The 16,704-nt window shown below is 66.0% G+C and carries 10 protein-coding genes; 4 read left to right on the forward strand and 6 right to left on the reverse strand.

Annotation, left to right across the window (positions count from 1 at the left end; all coding sequences use genetic code 11):
* The first annotated feature begins 64 nt into the window (after positions 1-64).
* Entirely contained in the window at positions 65-6,565 is a 6,501-nt protein-coding gene (locus tag VPH41_RS06140; RefSeq protein WP_328569302.1) for a putative Ig domain-containing protein, read from the forward strand.
* Positions 6,566-6,637: 72 nt separating this feature from the next.
* On the opposite strand, the gene VPH41_RS06145 is transcribed toward VPH41_RS06140, so the two are convergent.
* From VPH41_RS06145 to VPH41_RS06170, 6 genes are all read right to left on the reverse strand, one after another.
* The gene (locus VPH41_RS06145; protein WP_328569303.1) at positions 6,638-7,666 is read right to left on the reverse strand and encodes an acyl-CoA dehydrogenase; all 1,029 of its coding nucleotides are present in this window, start codon (positions 7,664-7,666) and stop codon (positions 6,638-6,640) included.
* 131 nt (positions 7,667-7,797) lie between these two features.
* Complete coding sequence (locus VPH41_RS06150; protein WP_328569304.1) at positions 7,798-8,418, reverse strand: hypothetical protein; 621 nt, start codon at positions 8,416-8,418, stop codon at positions 7,798-7,800.
* A 723-nt stretch (positions 8,419-9,141) separates the two neighbouring features.
* Positions 9,142-11,220, reverse strand: a complete 2,079-nt coding sequence (locus VPH41_RS06155) for a methyl-accepting chemotaxis protein (protein WP_152281146.1) — start codon at positions 11,218-11,220, stop codon at positions 9,142-9,144.
* Between the two features lie 57 nt (positions 11,221-11,277).
* On the reverse strand, positions 11,278-12,069 hold the full coding sequence (locus tag VPH41_RS06160) for a TorF family putative porin (protein WP_328569305.1): 792 nt from the start codon (positions 12,067-12,069) through the stop codon (positions 11,278-11,280).
* Positions 12,070-12,298: 229 nt separating this feature from the next.
* On the reverse strand, positions 12,299-12,724 hold the full coding sequence (locus VPH41_RS06165) for a hypothetical protein (protein WP_328569306.1): 426 nt from the start codon (positions 12,722-12,724) through the stop codon (positions 12,299-12,301).
* An 82-nt stretch (positions 12,725-12,806) separates the two neighbouring features.
* Positions 12,807-13,520, reverse strand: a complete 714-nt coding sequence (locus VPH41_RS06170) for a FadR/GntR family transcriptional regulator (RefSeq protein ID WP_328569307.1) — start codon at positions 13,518-13,520, stop codon at positions 12,807-12,809.
* Positions 13,521-13,660: 140 nt separating this feature from the next.
* On the opposite strand from VPH41_RS06170, the gene VPH41_RS06175 reads away from it, so the two are divergent.
* From VPH41_RS06175 to VPH41_RS06185, 3 genes are read left to right on the forward strand one after another with little or no spacing between them, the layout of a single operon-like run.
* Positions 13,661-14,470, forward strand: coding sequence for a (Fe-S)-binding protein (locus VPH41_RS06175; RefSeq protein WP_328569308.1), 810 nt, complete (start codon positions 13,661-13,663; stop codon positions 14,468-14,470).
* Positions 14,467-15,183, forward strand: a complete 717-nt coding sequence (locus VPH41_RS06180) for a LutC/YkgG family protein (protein WP_328569309.1) — start codon at positions 14,467-14,469, stop codon at positions 15,181-15,183. The genes VPH41_RS06175 and VPH41_RS06180 overlap by 4 nt, the downstream gene beginning before the upstream one ends.
* Complete coding sequence (locus tag VPH41_RS06185) at positions 15,180-16,625, forward strand: LutB/LldF family L-lactate oxidation iron-sulfur protein (protein WP_328569310.1); 1,446 nt, start codon at positions 15,180-15,182, stop codon at positions 16,623-16,625. Before VPH41_RS06180 ends, VPH41_RS06185 begins: the two co-directional genes overlap by 4 nt.
* Positions 16,626-16,704: the final 79 nt, after the last annotated feature.

Below are 16,704 nucleotides of genomic sequence, written 5' to 3' on the forward strand. Positions count from 1 at the left end.
GACGGCGATACAAATTCCGCCGACACATGGCAATATCGTACAGGATCCGGTCAGTACGAATATCGTGCACTATGTTAATAGAGCGAGCGACAACGCCACCTTTGATACCTTTACGGTCGGTGACGATAGTCTGAACCCCATCGTTTATAACGTCACGATACTGTCCACTAAGCCAATTGCCAACGCCGCCAGCGCTACAGTGGCCTATGGCAGCGGCGCCACTACGATCACCTTGAACCTGACCGGCGCGGCAGCGACATCGGTAGCAGTGGCTTCCGCCGCCACGCATGGCACGGCGACGGCCAGCGGCACCAGCATCACCTACACGCCGACGGCAGGCTATGGCGGACCGGACAGCTTTACTTATACGGCCACCAACGGCAGCGGCACCTCGGCGCCCGCCACCGTGACGATCACGGTCAGCCCGCCCACCGTGACGATTACGCCAGCCATCGTGTCGGCAGCCACCGTGGGCGCGGCCTACAACCAGAGCGTGACCGCCGCGAACGGCAAGACACCATACACATATGTGATCAGCTCCGGCACCTTGCCGGCCGGCCTGACCTTGAATGCCTCGACTGGCTTGCTGTCGGGCACTCCGACGGCGGGCGGCAACTTCAACTTCACCGTGCGTGCCACCGACAGTTCGACGGGCACTGGCCCGTATGTGGCAGCGCTGGCCTACACGATGACGGTGTCTGCACCAGCGATCAGCATTACGCCGTCGGTCATGCCGGCGATGACGACTGGCGTCGCCTACAGCCAGAGCCTTGCCGCCAGCGGCGGCACGGCCACATATAGCTATACCATCACGGGCGGCAGCGTGCCGACGGGCCTGAGCCTGGCGGCGGACGGCACCCTGTCGGGCACGCCGACGGCGGCGGGAGCATTCAACTTTACCGTCACGGCCACGGACAGCAGCACGGGCACGGGTGCTCCTTACACGGGTTCGCGCGCCTATTCCGTCACCGTGGCGGCCGGTGCGCCCGTTGCTGGCGATGTCAGCGCCACGGTGGCCTTCGGCAGCGGCCCGACTGCGATCCCCCTGAACCTGAGCGGCGGCGCGGCGACGTTGGTGGCGGTGGCGTCTGCCGCCAGCCATGGCACGGCGACGGCCAGCGGCACCAGCATCACCTATACGCCGACGGCCGGTTACGGCGGGCCGGACACCTTTACCTACACCGCGACCAACGGCATCGGCACTTCGACTGCAGCCACCGTGACGATCACGGTCAGCCCGCCCACCGTGACGATTACGCCAGCCACCGTGCCGGCAGCCACCGTGGGCGCGGCCTACAGCCATAGTGTGACCGCCGCGAACGGCTTCGCGCCGTACGGGTACGCGATCAGCTCCGGCACCTTGCCGGCCGGCCTGACCTTGAATGCCTCGACTGGCTTGCTGTCGGGTACGCCGACGGCGGGCGGCAACTTCAATTTCACCGTGCGTGCCACCGACAGTTCGACGGGCACTGGCCCGTATGTGGCAGCGCTGGCCTACACGATGACGGTGTCTGCGCCAGCGATCAGCATTACGCCGACGGTCATGCCGGCGATGACGGCTGGCGTCGCCTACAGCCAGAGCCTTGCCGCCAGCGGCGGCACGGCCACATATAGCTATACCATCACGGGCGGCAGCGTGCCGACGGGCCTGAGCCTGGCGGCGGACGGCACCCTGTCGGGCACGCCGACGGCGGCGGGAGCATTCAACTTTACCGTCACGGCCACGGACAGCAGCACGGGCACGGGTGCTCCTTACACGGGTTCGCACGCCTATTCCGTCACCGTGGCGGCCGGTGCGCCCGTTGCTGGCAATGTCAGCGCGACGGTGGCCTTCGGCAGCGGCCCGACTGCGATCCCCCTGAACCTGAGCGGCGGCGCGGCGACGTCGGTGGCGGTGGCGTCCGCCGCCAGCCATGGCACGGCGACGGCCATCGGCACCAGCATCACCTATACGCCGACGGCCGGTTACGGCGGGCCGGACACCTTTACCTACACCGCGACCAACGGCATCGGCACTTCGACTGCAGCCACCGTGACGATCACGGTCAGCCCGCCCACCGTGACGATTACGCCAGCCACCGTGCCGGCAGCCACCGTGGGCGCGGCCTACAGCCATAGTGTGACCGCCGCGAACGGCTTCGCGCCGTACGGGTACGCGATCAGCTCCGGCACCTTGCCGGCCGGCCTGACCTTGAATGCCTCGACTGGCTTGCTGTCGGGTACGCCGACGGCGGGCGGCAACTTCAACTTCACCGTGCGTGCCACCGACAGTTCGACGGGCACTGGCCCGTATGTGACAGCGCTGGCCTACACGATGACGGTGTCTGCGCCAGCGATCAGCATTACGCCGACGGTCATGCCGGCGATGACGGCTGGCGTCGCCTACAGCCAGAGCCTTGCCGCCAGCGGCGGCACGGCCACATATAGCTATACCATCACGGGCGGCAGCGTGCCGACGGGCCTGAGCCTGGCGGCGGACGGCACCCTGTCGGGCACGCCGACGGCGGCGGGAGCATTCAACTTTACCGTCACGGCCACGGACAGCAGCACGGGCACGGGTGCTCCTTACACGGGTTCGCACGCCTATGCCGTCACGGTGGCGATCGCTCCCCCCATCGCCAGTGCCGTCAGCGCCACGTTGGCCTTCGGCAGCGGCCCGACTGCGATCCCCCTGAACCTGAGCGGTGGTGCGGCGACGTCGGTGGCGGTGGCCTCCGTCGCCGCGCACGGCACGGCGACGGCCAGCGGCACCAGCATCAGCTATACGCCGACGGCCGGCTATGCGGGTCTTGACAGCTTTACCTATACGGCCACGAATGGCAGCGGCACGTCAGCGCTTGCCACCGTGACGATCACCGTTGGCGTGCCCAGCGTCAGCCTGACGCCGGCCACGCTGGCCAATCCAACGGCGGAAGCAGCCTACTCTGCAACGCTGACGGCAGCAGGCGGCACGGCGCCGTATACCTATAGCGTCAGCAGCGGCAGCCTGCCTGCCGGCTTGAGCCTGAATGCGGCTACCGGTGTACTGTCCGGCACGACCAACGTGGCAGGTAGCTTTACGTTCAGCCTCAAGGCCACGGACAGCAGCACGGGAGCGAGCGCACCGTTCAGTGCGACCAACAGCTATAGCGTGACCATCGCCGCGCCGGTGATCGCGGTGGCACCAGGTACGCTGCCGGCAGCGGCAGCGGCCACCGTGTACAGCCAGCAATTGACGGCCAGCGGCGGCGTCGGTCCCTATGCCTATACGGTATCGAGCGGCAGCTTGCCAGCCGGAATTACCCTGAATAGCAACGGTTTGCTCAGTGGTACGCCAACGGCGGCGGGCAACTTCACGTTCACAGTGCAAGCAGCCGATGCGCACCTGTTTACCGGCACGCAAAGCTATTCCCTGGTCATCTCCTCGGCGGCGCTCAGCCTGACGCCTGCCACCTTGCCCAATCCGACGGCGGAAGCGGCCTACACTGCAACGCTGACGGCAGCGGGCGGCACGGCACCGTATATTTATAGTGTCAGCAGCGGCAGCTTGCCAGTCGGCCTGAGCCTGAATGCGGCGACCGGCGTGTTGTCCGGCACGACGAACGTGTCCGGCAGCTTCACCTTCAGTCTGCGCGCCAGCGACAGCAGCACGGGGACGGGCGCGCCGTTCAGCGCTAGCAACAGCTATACCGTGAATGTTGCTTCGCCGACGATTTCTGTGACGCCAAACACCTTGCCGGCGGCAAGCGTCGCCACTGCATACAGCCAGCAGTTGTCGGCCAGCGGTGGTGTCGGCCCTTACGCCTACACAGTGTCGAGCGGCAGCCTGCCAGCCGGCCTGACCCTGAGCAGCAGTGGTTTGCTCAGCGGCACGCCGACCGCAGGTGGCAGTTTCACCATGAACGTGCAAGCGGCCGATGCGCACCTGTTTACGGGCACGCAAAGCTATACCCTGACAGTGGCGTCAGCTACTGTCAGCCTGACGCCGGCCAGCCTGCCCAATCCAACGGCGGAAGCGTCGTACAGCACAACACTGACTGCGGCGGGAGGCACGGCACCGTACACATTTAGTGTCAGCAGCGGCACCCTGCCTGCCGGCCTGAGCCTGAATACGGCGTCGGGCGTGCTGTCCGGCACGACGAATGTGGCGGGCAGTTTCCCGTTCAGCATCAAGGTCACCGACAGCAGCACGGGCGTGGGTGCGCCGTTCAGCGCCAGCAACAGCTACACGCTGGCGGTAGCGGCCCCCGCCCTGACCCTGACGCCGGCCAGCCTGGCGGCGATCCGCGCCGGCGATGCCTACAGCCAGCCATTCACGGCTGCCGGCGGTATTGCGCCCTATGCGTATTCCCTCAGCAGCGGCACCTTGCCGACCGGCCTGGTACTCGATGGGGCAACCGGCATCGTCAGCGGCACGCCGACGGTGGCGGGCAGCTTTGCCTTCACCCTGCAAGCGAAGGATACGCACCAGTTCACGGTGCAGCAGGCGCTGACCTTGCAGGTGAACCAGGCGCCGCCACCGGTAAACAATGAAACCACCACCACCTCGGCCAACCAGGAAGTGAGCCTGACCATCGCGTCCACCGATGGCAGTCCGATCACCGACGTCACCATCGTCACGCCGCCGCAGCATGGGCGCGTCACGGTGGTGTCGACGGGTGCTTCGGCACGGATGGCACGCGCCGTCGGCGCGAGTTTTAAAGTGACGTATGTGCCGAATGCCGATTACTTCGGTCCGGACAGCTTCAGCTACACGGCGACGGGACCAGGCGGCACCTCCGCGCCTGCCACCATCAGCGTGACTGTGGCGCCGCAGCCGGTGCCCGTGCCCGTCGCCAAGACGGCCACGGTACTGGCTGGCACGCCGGTGACCCTGCACGTGACGGAAGGCGCCACGGGCGGCCCGTTCACGGCGGTGGCCATCACCACGCAGCCGGCCAGCGGCACGGCGGTAGTCAGCGGCATGGACATCGTCTACACGCCAGGCATCAGCACCAGCGGCGACATCAGCATCGGCTACACCGTGTCGAACGTGTTCGGCACCTCGGTGCCGGTGAAAGCGACCATCAGCGTCAATCCGATGCCGCAGGTGGTCAGCCAGAGCGCCACCGTGGTGGCCGGCCTGACGGTCACGGTCGACCTGACGGCGGGCGCCACGGGCGGTCCGTTCACGGCGGCCAATGTGCTGAGCGTGGCGCCGGAAAACGCAGGCAAGGCTGTGGTGCGCGACGTGGGCACGGCCGGCAAGCCGTCGTACCAGCTGAGCTTTACGGCCTCGGGCAAGTTTGCCGGCGCCGCCGTGGTCAGCTACACCCTGAGCAATGCCTTTGCCACCTCGAAACCGGGCGTGGTCAACGTGACCGTGACGGCGCGCCGCGACCCGTCGACAGATCCGGAAGTGATCGGTCTGCAGGCAGCGCAAGCCGACGCGGCGCGGCGTTTCGCCAGCGCACAGCTGTCGAACTTCACGCAGCGCCTGGAAAGCCTGCATGGCGATGGCTGGGGACGTTCCAGCTTTGGCCTGAGCCTGACGTCGCCTGGCGACAGCGGCAATCCGACGGCAGCGCTGGCGCGCTGGCAGGAACAGGAAGCGGACCGCGTGTTCGGCACGGCCGTGAAACCGTTCATGCGCAAGACGGCCTTGCGCCAGCCTGACAGTGGTTTCAGCAGCGAGCGGCAACAGGTGGATGTCAGCGAGGCCACGAATGGCTTGCCGGACATGCCGCAAAGGCCGGACACGCAGAAACAAGCGCTGGCGTTGTGGCTCGGTGGCGCGGTGGACTTCGGCCAGCACTATGTGAATGGCCGCGATACGGGCTTCCGCTTCCGCACCAACGGCATCAGCGTGGGTGGCGATTACCGCATCAGCGACCTGGCGACCCTGGGCGTGGGTGCCGGTTTCAGCCATGATCGCAGCGATGTGGGCCAGAACGGCAGCCGCAGTACGGCGGACAGTGCCGTGGCGGCCGTGTATGGCAGCTTGCGCCCAAGCAAAGGCGTCTTCCTCGACGGTGTGCTTGGTTACGGCACCTTGCAGTACGACGCGTCGCGCTACCTGACCGACGGCAGCGGTTTTGCCACCGGTGAGCGCGACGGCAAACAAGTGTTCGGCGCCGTCGTCGGCGGTATCGAGATGCGCCATGACACCTGGATGTGGTCGCCATATGGGCGCGTGGAACTGATGTCGGCCAAGCTCGATCCGTACACGGAGAAGGCGACGGGCATCAATGCCTTGAGCTACTTCAAGCAAACCGTGCGTTCGCGCATCGGCGCGCTGGGCGTGCGGGCCGAGGGCTTGTACGTGGGCGGCCTGGGCACGTGGTTCCCCCGTGCGCGCCTCGAGTATCGCCACCAGTTCCAGGGTGCCGATGATGCGCGCCTGGCATATGCCGACCTGGTGGCCGACGGCCCCGTGTACGTGATCCGCACCTTGCCGCAAGAGACGGGCAACTGGACGGCGGGACTGGGCGTGAAGCTGCTGCTGTCGAACGGCATGACCATCACGGTGGACTACAACAGCAATCTGAATATGGATAGCGGGCGTACCCAGTCGGTGATGTTCGGCATCGCCATGCCGCTGAAGTAATCACGTAGTCAGGCCAGCCCTGATCGCCGGACCGGAATCACTTCCGGTCCGGCGATTTTTTTTGGGGTTATGTCAGAGTGCCCACGGGTGTTCTTCGGCGCCGGCGACGATACCGCCCAGCACGGCCTGGTCGCGTTCCGCGTGGCTCTGGCGCAGGAATACGGGCAGGTCGGCTGCCAGACGCGCGAAGCGCGCATCGCGGCACAGGGGGCCGGCACCCAGCGCCCGCGTCGCCAGGTGCAGGACCAGGGTGGCGGCATCTTCCACCGCCAGCCGCAGGCGCAGCGCCATTTCCATGGCATCGCGCTGCGGCTGGGCGTCGATCTCGGCGGCGCCTTCGCGCAGCAGGGCGCCGGCGGCGCGCAGCGCACAGTCGATCTGGCCCAGTTGCGCCAGGCGCACGGGATCGGGAGCGGCGTGCTGCGCGCGCGCATGCAGGTGGCTGGCGACGGCGCAGGCCGCGCCATACCACGCGGCCGCGATGCCGGCGGCGCCATGCCAGTAGCCGGGACGGGCCAGATAGGCGCCCGGCGCGCCCACGGGAATGGCGCGCGCGTGGGAAAAGGTCACGTCGACGCTGGCGCAGGCCTGCATGCCGACGGCTTGCCAGCCTTCGTTGGTGACGTGCACGCCGGGCTGCGCCAGTGCCACGCAGGCCAGGCACGCCTGGCCCTTTGCATTCCAGCAACTGATCAAGGCATGGCTGAGGCCATGCGCCCCGGCACACGAGGCCTTGCGCCCGTCGAGCACATGGCGGCCGTCGGCCGTCTGTTGCAGCTTGACGCGCGCGTCCGGCATTTCCGCGCACCACACGCCCCAGCTGCTGCCGGCCGGCACGACGGGGCCGCCGATTTCCGCCAGGATGGCCAGCGCATCGGTATGGCTTTCGTACAGCTTGAGCAGGGAGAGGTCGATGGCGGCGATGGCGGCCAGCATTTGCCAGCGCTGCAGGGTGGCGCCGTGGCCGGGCAGGGGCAATTGGTCCAGCCCCGCGCCGCACAGGCGCCGCAAGCCATCGATGGGGAGGAACGCGCCGTCCTGCGGCTGCAGCAGGGCAGTCAATGCAGGATTGGACGGCAGCGAGAAGGCGTTGGACGGCATGGCAAGCTCCTGTTTTTCAACAGAACAGCTTTTTGTTTTTGCAATGTAGGTTCGATTCTACACCTGCACTGCTCAACGGCCACGCGTCCATGCCACGGCGGGCCAATGGCGCCGCCGCCGCAGATCATTGCTTATTTTTTCACGTAGTGCATGTCCAGGACATACGCACCCTTGTCCAGCATCACCGTGTACAGTTCATTGCCGCGCAAGGACAGGCCGCCGGGGATGCTTTGTGCCGCCTGCATGCCTTCGTCCCACATGCACGATTCGCCATTGTCCACCTCGACGCACCACTGTTGCACGTTACTTCTCAGCACATATTTCACGGTGGGACCGGTCCTCTGGAATGTATAGGCGGGGGTCGACGAGGTGATCTTGTCGACGCGCAAGCTCGTTGCCGCGGCATTGTCCGACAGCTTGATCAGCATGTCGGCGGTGCCGTCCGGCTTGCCGGTGATCCTGGTGCTCATGCCGTCCGTCGCCACCACGGGGCCGGAGCAATCGGCCTTGAAGTAGGTTTCGCCCGTCGGCGTCATTTCCAGTGTACCGCTGCCGTCGTTCTTGAACGCGATGACGAGCAATTGGCGGTCGTGATTGTCGCAGGCCGATTGCCAGGTGCCGATATATGCGGCCAGCGCCGAGGTGCTGCCGGAATCGCCGGCAATCTGCTGCGTCGAACCGCCGCCACCGCCACCGCAGCCGGTCAGGAGTGCCGCGGCCGAGCCGGCCAATACCGCCAATAATTTTTTCATGCATAATCCTTTTCATCCGGCAGCGGTGCGTGCCGTAAGCGCGGATTGATTATAGGATTATTAATAGCTGGTAATTCTCACGGAATCTATCGCTGACTTGATTTGGATCATGTCGCTGAAATGCGTTGAAATGGAGAGCGGGACTGACGGAATGCTGGCGCAATGGCTATTTTCTCGGCTCCGTTATTGTTTTATATCGTGCATATCCAGCACGGAAGTACCGTATTTTTCATCGTGGTTTCCATGAACTGCACGGGCCACTGCGGTCGGGAGCGCTAAAGGCCTCGTCGTAGGCCGATACCAGCGCAGCCAGTCAATGCCACTGTGCCCGATACCATTAATACAGCCCATCCCTTTTTCATGCGTCATTCCTATAAATCACCAACAGGCTGGAAGCCGTGCCGTATGCGCGCGATATTATAAAGGGCATGCCTGTTTCATTATTATGAAATCTGTAATTGGCTGCAATGCTTATATTGAATATGGCCATCGGATAATGTCCGGCCGGAGCGGATGGTAATTCTCCCGTCCGAATGTGGCGGGACGGGGATGAATATCATTGCATGGCGCAGGGAAAAAGCAGGCGGGGTGCCCCGCATAAGGATGCGCGGGGCGTGTATTGATATCGGCGCTTGTCAGGAACGTTATTATCTCGCGAATGGATCAGGTGAAGCGCGTGCCGGCGCCTGACAAGGGCGCCGGCCACGGCCACAGAGGGCCGGCTTAAAACTCTTCCCAGTCGTCGCCAGCCGGCGCCTTCGCAGGCGCGTGCTGTGCCGCTGGCGGCTTGGCGACGCTCAGGCGCTTGGCTGGCACGGGTGTCTTGGGCGTCGCGGCGCGCGGCGTTGCAACGGCTGCTGCCGGCGCTGCCTGGCGCGCCTGCTCGCCCAGCTTGAATACGCTGACTACGTCTGCCAGGTGGCTGGCCTGGTCTTGCAGGCTTTCGGCGGCGGCCGCCGCTTCCTCGACGAGGGCCGCATTCTGCTGCGTCACGCCATCCATCTGCGCCAGCGCCTGGTTGACCTGGGCGATACCGTCGCTTTGTTCGGTGGTGGCGACGCTGATGTCGGCCATGATGGCGGTGACCTTGCGCACGCTGTCGACCACCTGTTCCATGGTGGCGCCCGCTTCATCGACGAGTTTGCTGCCGGCCGCTACCTTGCCCACGGAATCGTCGATCAGCAGCTTGATTTCCTTGGCGGCGGCAGCCGAGCGCTGCGCCAGGTTGCGCACTTCCGTGGCGACGACGGCGAAGCCGCGGCCCTGTTCGCCCGCGCGCGCCGCTTCCACGGCTGCGTTCAGGGCCAGGATATTCGTCTGGAAGGCGATGCCGTCGATGACGCTGATGATGTCGACGATCTTGTTCGACGAGTCGTTGATCGAGGTCATGGTCTCGATGACCTTGCCGACCACTTCGCCGCTCTTCTGCGCCACGCTCGAGGCGGACGCGGCCAGCTGGTTGGCCTGGCGCGCATGGTCGGCGTTTTCCTTCACCGTGCCCGTCAGTTCTTCCACGGATGCAGCCGTTTCTTCCAGCGAACTGGCTTGCTGTTCCGTGCGGGCCGACAGGTCGTTATTGCCTTGTGCAATTTCCGCGCTGGCCCGCGCCACGTTGTCGGCACTGGCTTGCACCTGCAGCAGCACGGCGTGGATTTTTTCCACGAAGTCGTTGAAACCCTTGCCGATCACGGCCAGCTCGTCGGTACCCTTGACTTCCAGCTTGACGCGCAGGTCGGCGTCGCCGCTGGACAGGTCCGTCATGGTGCGGCCCAGGGTGCGCAGCGGACGCGTCAGTTGATTGACGACAAGGATCAGGATGCCGGCCGTGGCCGCCGCGCACAGCAGGGCGACGATCAGGGTGTAGGTCATCAGGTCGCGCGCCGAGGCGGTGGCCACGCTTTTCGGGAAGTTCAGTTCCACGCTCCACGGCGCGATATCGGGGTGGATCTGCAGCGGCTGCAGCAAGTGGATGTAGCCCTTGTCGTCCTCGTATTCATACGGCTGGCCCTGGCGCACCTTTTCCAGGCCGGCGGCCGGCACGTCGTCCGCCTTCTTGCCCAGGCGCTCGGGCACGGGGTGGCTGGCGTACAGGCCGCCGTTCGAGATCAGGGCCAGCTTGCCACCCTCGATCACTTTCAGGTCGGCCAGGATTTTCGTCAGGCGCGTGAGCATGAAGTCGGCGCTGGCCGTGCCCTTGAAGCTGCCGTCGATCATGATGGGCGCGACCAGCGAGGCCATCAGCACATTCTTGCCGTCGACGGGGTAGATATACGGTTCCGTAAAGTAAGTCTTGCCCGTGCGCTTGGGTACGTCATACCAGTCGTTGGCGCCTGCCTTCGGATCGAAGACGATGGGTTCGACTTGCAGCTTGCCGCCGGCGCCCCGCGTCCAGTAGGGCATGAAGCGGCCGGTGGCGTCGTAGTTCGGCTTCTGGTTGGCGAATTCCGCATCCTTGCCGTCGAGCGCGTTCGGTTCCCACGTCACGGCCGAGCCCAGCAAGTCTTCCGAGCTGGTCAGGGTAGCCTTGGTCAGTTCGTTGATCTGTTCGCGCTGCATGGGCAAGTTCGCGCTTTTGGTGCCGCGCATGGCGCCGGCCAGGCTGGACACGCTGGACAGGTTGCTGGCGATGCGCGCCTGCAGGGCGCCCGCCACTTCGCGCGCCGAGGTGCGTGCCAGGTCCAGCGCGGCCGCTTCGGCACTGGCGCTGCTCTTGTAGCCGATCACGGCCGCCGTGACGCCCAGGCTGAGGACGGCGAGCGCGGTGGCGGCGACGCAGATTTTACTGTTCAGTGATAGTTGCATGATGCTGTTCCTTGATGGGGAGGGATATCGGTGTCATGGGCGTCGCGGGTAGCGCGCCTAGAAAGTCTTGCTGACGGCCAGCACGAAGGTGGCCGCGGCAGGGTTCGAGGTGTCGAACTGGCCGGCCGCATTCGGGATGCCCAGCGTGTAATGGTCGTAGGCGTCGGTGGCGCCCCAGGCGCGCGTGACGGCGCCGCTCAGGCTCCAGCCGCCGTCGAAGGCCCGCGTGACGCCCACCTTGGCATCGCGCCAGTCCCAGATGGCATTGCCGTTGCCCGCCACCCGGCCATTGCCGGCGTGCAGGTTCAAGGTCCAGGCGTTGCCCAGGTCGACATTTGCGCCCACATCCAGGTAGCCCGTGCCGCGCGCATTGCTGATGCCGAAAAAGTCGCGCGTGACGGTATGGTTGTACTTGGCGTACAGCATCTTGTAGCTGAGGCCCAGCGACAGTTCGCCATAGTCGTACTTGACGCCCGTGGCGCGGTAGACGGCGCCCGGGTACTTGTAATAGTAGGCCAGAACGCTGTAGCCCAGCTCGCCCACCGTGCCGCCGTAGCCGCCGTAGACATCCCATTCGACGGTGGCATCCTGGATGTAGCGGTCGCTGACGGTGGACGCCCAGGTGCCCAGCGACCAGCCGCTCGGATGCGCGTAGTCGGCGCCCGCCTGCAGCGCGGGCTTGCCCCAGGTCTGGCGAAATCCGCGCGAAATGTATTGCGAGGCGAGGCTGGCGTTGGCGCTGAAGGTGGCGGCAGGATAGTCCGTGGTCTGGGCCTGCGCGGGCAGGGCGGGCAGCAGGAAGATGCAGCCCAGCAAGGATACTGCGGGGAAATGGTGGTGCGATGGCATGGCAGTCGGCTCCGTATTTGCTGGCAGCGGCCGTCCAGGCACGTTGCCCTGATGGTTGCGATAAAAATGCGGAATGGACTTTTGCGGAAGCAAGGCGACGCCGTCTGCACGTTCGCATGAACATGCACACATTCTCACCAAACGTAACCGAAAGGATAGGGGCTAGGGCTAGTGCAAGTCAATAATGTTGCGATGCAGAAATCGTAAGTTGTTGTTTAGCGGCACTTTTTCATGCCGTTGTCACAATTGGCGGCACGCCGCGGCTGGCTGCCTGGCGCAAGGCGGACAGCAAGCCGGGCAGGACCGCGTGCAGGGCAGGCAGGGTGGCATCCGCCAACTGGGCCTGCGCTTCCACGGCGCCCGAGGGCTGGCCCCAGACCACTTGCGCGCTCAGCTGCGCGCTGGCGGCGAGCCCCGTGACGCTGACCAGCAGGGCGACTTCTTCCGGCGCATCCTCGGGCACGTCCTCGAGCAGGCAGGAAATGCCGAAGTGATAATCGTGGAAAGCGCTGGCCGTACCGCTGGAAAAGGCGAAGACGGAGGCGAGCGCCTGTGGCGCTGCAAGCGCAAGGGGCGGCAGCGCGGCGCGGAACAGGGGCAGCAAGTCGTTTTCCAGCTGGAGCACGAGCGGATGCGTGTGGCTAAGGACGGTCATGTGAGGCTGGCAGAAGTGACGGCGCGCGATGGTAGCAGTTTTTTGCACCGTCGTGGCCATGGAACTGGTCCTACCAGTCGCTTCAATCGTCGTCGCTGGTGACGCGCGTGCGCACGAAATCGATATGGCCTTGCATGGCCGTGCGCGCTTCCTCGGGCTGGCTGGCGCAGATGGCCTCGCACAGGGTGCGGTGCTGCGACAGCAACTGCAGCGAGGTGGCGTCGTCCTGCTGCCGCAAACCCGTGCCATTGATGGTGATGTGTTCGCGCAGCATGCCGATGATGCTGGTGTGCAGGTGCAGGAACATGGTGTTGTGCGACGCTTGCGCGATGACTTCATGCAGCCGCGCATCGGCCTGCGCCTCGCCGTGCTTGTCGTCGTCCGCGCGCGCCTGTTCCAGCTCGGCCAGCAGTGCCATGATCAGCGCGCGCTCGCCCGTGCTGGCCCGCTGCGCGGCAAAGTAGGCTGTCGCCCCTTCCAGCACGCGGCGAAATTCCAGGATGTCGTCGCGCAGGGCAGGGTGGTCGGCCACCAGCTGGCTCCATGGCGAGGCCATGCCTGTACGCAACTGATCCGTCACGAACACGCCGGCGCCGCGCCGGCTGCGCACGAGGCCCCGCGCCGCCAGCCGCTGCACCGCTTCGCGCACGGTATTGCGCGAGACCCCATATTGCTGCGCCAGCAGGCGCTCGGCCGGCAGCTGCGCGCCCGCCGGCAAGCTGCCGTCCAGCAAGGCTGTTTCCAGCCGGCGCATCACCGTTTCGACCCTGCCCCGCGTTTGCATGCCTGTCGCCATTGCTGTCTTCCGGTGTTGTTTTAAAGTGGTCCGAGCAATTTGAAGCGGCTCGCGGAAGCTGGAATTATGCGTGAACCGCTCATTCTTAACAACACACAGCGGCGCCGCAGCAACGCACAGAGCGCCGGGGAGACACACTCATGCAGCCAGACCCGCGCCAGCCACGCCACATACCACGCCGCTATCCGCCCGCGCCGCTTCAGGTGTATCTGTTCGCCACCTGCCTGGTCGACCTGTTCGTGCCGCAGGCGGGACTCGACGCGGTGCGCCTGCTGGAACGGGAAGGCTTGCTGGTCCACTATCCGCGGGGCCAGAGCTGCTGCGGCCAGCCTGCCTACAGCAGCGGCAACCCGGAACAGGCGCGTGCCGTGGCCCGCGCCCAGTTGGACCTGTTCGCCCAGCCCTGGCCCGTGATCGTGCCGTCCGGCTCCTGTGCCGGCATGATGCGCCACCACTGGCCGCAGCTGTTCCAGGACGACCCCGTGGCCGGTCCCCAGGCGCGGGAGCTGGCCGAGCGCGTGTATGAACTGAGCGAATTTCTCGTCTGCGTGCTGCAGCTCGACCTGGCGGGCCTGGCCCTGGCCGGCCCGGGGCAGACCGATGAAAGCGTGGTACTGCATACTTCATGCGGCGCGCGCCGCGAGATGGGCACGCGCACCCACGGCGTGGCCCTGCTCGACGCCTTGCCCGGCGTGACGCGCATCGAGCACCAGCGCGAATCGGAATGCTGCGGTTTCGGCGGCACGTTTTCGCTGAAACACCCGGACATTTCCGGCGCCATGGTCAGCGACAAGATCGCCTCAGCCTGCGCCACGGGCTGCGACCGGCTCGTCTCGGCCGACTGCGGCTGCCTGCTCAATATCGGCCACGCCGCGCAGCACCGGGGCGCGCCGCTGCCCGTCGAACACCTGGCCAGCTTCTTGTGGCGCCGCACGGGAGGCGAAGCATGAGCGCCGCCCTGACAGCCCGCGAACGCATGCTGGGACGCCTGCGCTCAGCAAAGCCCTCCGCGCCCGGGGCGGTGGAGGCCATCGATGCCGCCATCGACAGCCACTATCAGGCGCGCCGCACCGCCGCGCCGCTGCCGGCGCGGGACAGGATGGCCGCCATGCAGGCAGCCTTGCGCGCCGCGCATGCGCAGGTCGATTGTGTCAGCACGGACGGCTGGCCCGCGCTGCTGGCGCAGCGCCTCGGCGCGCATGGCGTGCGCCGCCTGCTGCTCGATACAGGCAGCGCCGAAGGGCAGGCCTTGCGGGCCGCCTTGCCCGCTGGCGTCGAGGCGCTGTCTTTCGAGCGGCCGCTGGCCCAGTGGAAGGGCGAATTGTTCGACACCGTCGATGCAGGTTTCACGGTGGCCCGTTCCGGCGTCGCCGCCAGCGGCACCCTCGTCATCGCGCCCGACGCGGCCGCGCCGCGCACGGTGTCGTTGGCGCCGCCCCTGCATATCTGCCTCGCGTATGCGAGCACCCTGCACGTGGACTTGCATGCGGCGGCGTGCGCCGAGCGCTGGGCGGACGGCATGCCGTCCAACCTGGTGCTGGTATCGGGTCCCTCGAAAACGTCCGATATCCAGCAAACCCTCGCGTATGGCGCGCACGGCCCCCGCTGGCTGTGGGTGCTGATCGTCGATGACTTGTCAGCCCAGGAAGGAGGCCAGCCATGAGCGCCAAGCCCATGCAGTTCGTCAAGCCGGCGGACTTCCACGCGCGCGCGCGCGCCGCGCTGGACGACCCGAAGCTGCGCCAGAGCTTTCGCGGCGCCATGGATTTTTTGCAGGACAAGCGCAGCGCCCAGTTCCCGGACGGCGACGAGCTGGAACGCCTGCGCGACCTCGGCGAAGCCGTGCGCCAGCATGCGCTGGCGCGCCTGCCCGATCTGCTGGTGCAGCTGGAAGACAAGCTGACGGCGGCCGGCGTGCAGGTGCACTGGGCCGAGGATGGCGAGCAGGCCAACGCCATCATTCATGCCATCGCGCAGCGCAATGGGGCTTCGCGCTTCATCAAGGGCAAGTCGATGGCCAGCGAGGAAATCGAGCTCAATCACTACCTGGAAGCGCGCGGCATGACCTGCCTGGAATCGGACATGGGCGAATACATCGTGCAGCTGGCCGGCGAAAAGCCGTCGCACATCGTCATGCCGGCCATACACAAGACCAAGGCCGACATCGCCGGCCTGTTTGCCGAGCATATTCCCGATGCGCCGTACACGGAAGACGTCGACAGCCTGATCCAGACGGGCCGGCGCGCCCTGCGCCAGGCTTTCGTCGAGGCGGACATCGGCCTGTCGGGTGTGAACTTCGCGGCGGCCGACACGGGCACCCTGTGGCTGGTGGAAAACGAGGGCAATGGCCGGCTGACGACGTCCGTGCCGGAGATCCATATCGCCATCATGGGCATGGAAAAAGTGGTGGCCAAGCTCGAACATATCGTCCCGCTGGCCAGTTTGCTCACGCGTTCGGCGACGGGGCAGGCCATCACCACGTATTTCAACCTGATTTCCGGCCCGCGCCGCGCCGGTGAAAAGGACGGGCCGCGCGAAGTGCACCTGGTGCTGCTCGATAACGGCCGCAGCCAGGCCTACGCGGACGAACAGCTGCGCGCCACCCTGCAATGCATACGCTGCGGCGCCTGCATGAACCACTGCCCCGTCTACACGCGCATCGGCGGCCACGCCTACGGCACCACGTATCCGGGGCCGATCGGCAAGATCATCTCGCCCCATCTTCTGGGACTCGATGCGACGGCCGACCTGGCGACGGCGTCGAGCCTGTGCGGCGCCTGCGGCGAGGTGTGCCCCGTGCGCATCCCGATCCCGCAGCTGCTGGTGCGCCTGCGCACGGAAGCGAACCGCAATCCGGCAGAGCAGGTGGCCCATCCGCTGCGCGGCCAGGGGGCCAAATTCAGCCGCGGCGAAAGCCTGGTCTGGCGCTTCTGGAGCGGCGCCTTTGCGCGCCCAATCAGTTATCGCCTGTTCCGCTGGGCCGCCACGCGGCTGCGCGCGCTCACGCCGGGCAAGCAGCTGGGTTGGACGCAGCACCGCAAGCCGTTGACGCCGGCGCCGCGCAGCTTGGCCGACCTGCTCGATGCACGGGGGCAAGCGGAATAGCCAGGCCCCTCCACTTCGCAAAAAACACGCTACACACAATTACATCAAAAGCCGTTTTTTCACTCAACCCGCATCCACC

Source organism: Janthinobacterium sp. P210006 (assembly GCF_036231885.1).
Lineage (GTDB): Bacteria > Pseudomonadota > Gammaproteobacteria > Burkholderiales > Burkholderiaceae_D > Janthinobacterium > Janthinobacterium violaceinigrum.

Excerpts from the sequence above, each read along its gene's own strand:
- VPH41_RS06145 (WP_328569303.1), bottom strand. The coding sequence starts at position 7,666 with ATGCCGTCCAACGCCTTCTCGCTGCCGTCCAATCCTGCATTGACTGCC.
- VPH41_RS06150 (WP_328569304.1), bottom strand. The coding sequence starts at position 8,418 with ATGAAAAAATTATTGGCGGTATTGGCCGGCTCGGCCGCGGCACTCCTG.
- VPH41_RS06155 (WP_152281146.1), bottom strand. The coding sequence starts at position 11,220 with ATGCAACTATCACTGAACAGTAAAATCTGCGTCGCCGCCACCGCGCTC.
- VPH41_RS06160 (WP_328569305.1), bottom strand. The coding sequence starts at position 12,069 with ATGCCATCGCACCACCATTTCCCCGCAGTATCCTTGCTGGGCTGCATC.
- VPH41_RS06165 (WP_328569306.1), bottom strand. The coding sequence starts at position 12,724 with ATGACCGTCCTTAGCCACACGCATCCGCTCGTGCTCCAGCTGGAAAAC.
- VPH41_RS06170 (WP_328569307.1), bottom strand. The coding sequence starts at position 13,520 with ATGGCGACAGGCATGCAAACGCGGGGCAGGGTCGAAACGGTGATGCGC.
- VPH41_RS06175 (WP_328569308.1), top strand. The coding sequence starts at position 13,661 with ATGCAGCCAGACCCGCGCCAGCCACGCCACATACCACGCCGCTATCCG.
- VPH41_RS06180 (WP_328569309.1), top strand. The coding sequence starts at position 14,467 with ATGAGCGCCGCCCTGACAGCCCGCGAACGCATGCTGGGACGCCTGCGC.
- VPH41_RS06185 (WP_328569310.1), top strand. The coding sequence starts at position 15,180 with ATGAGCGCCAAGCCCATGCAGTTCGTCAAGCCGGCGGACTTCCACGCG.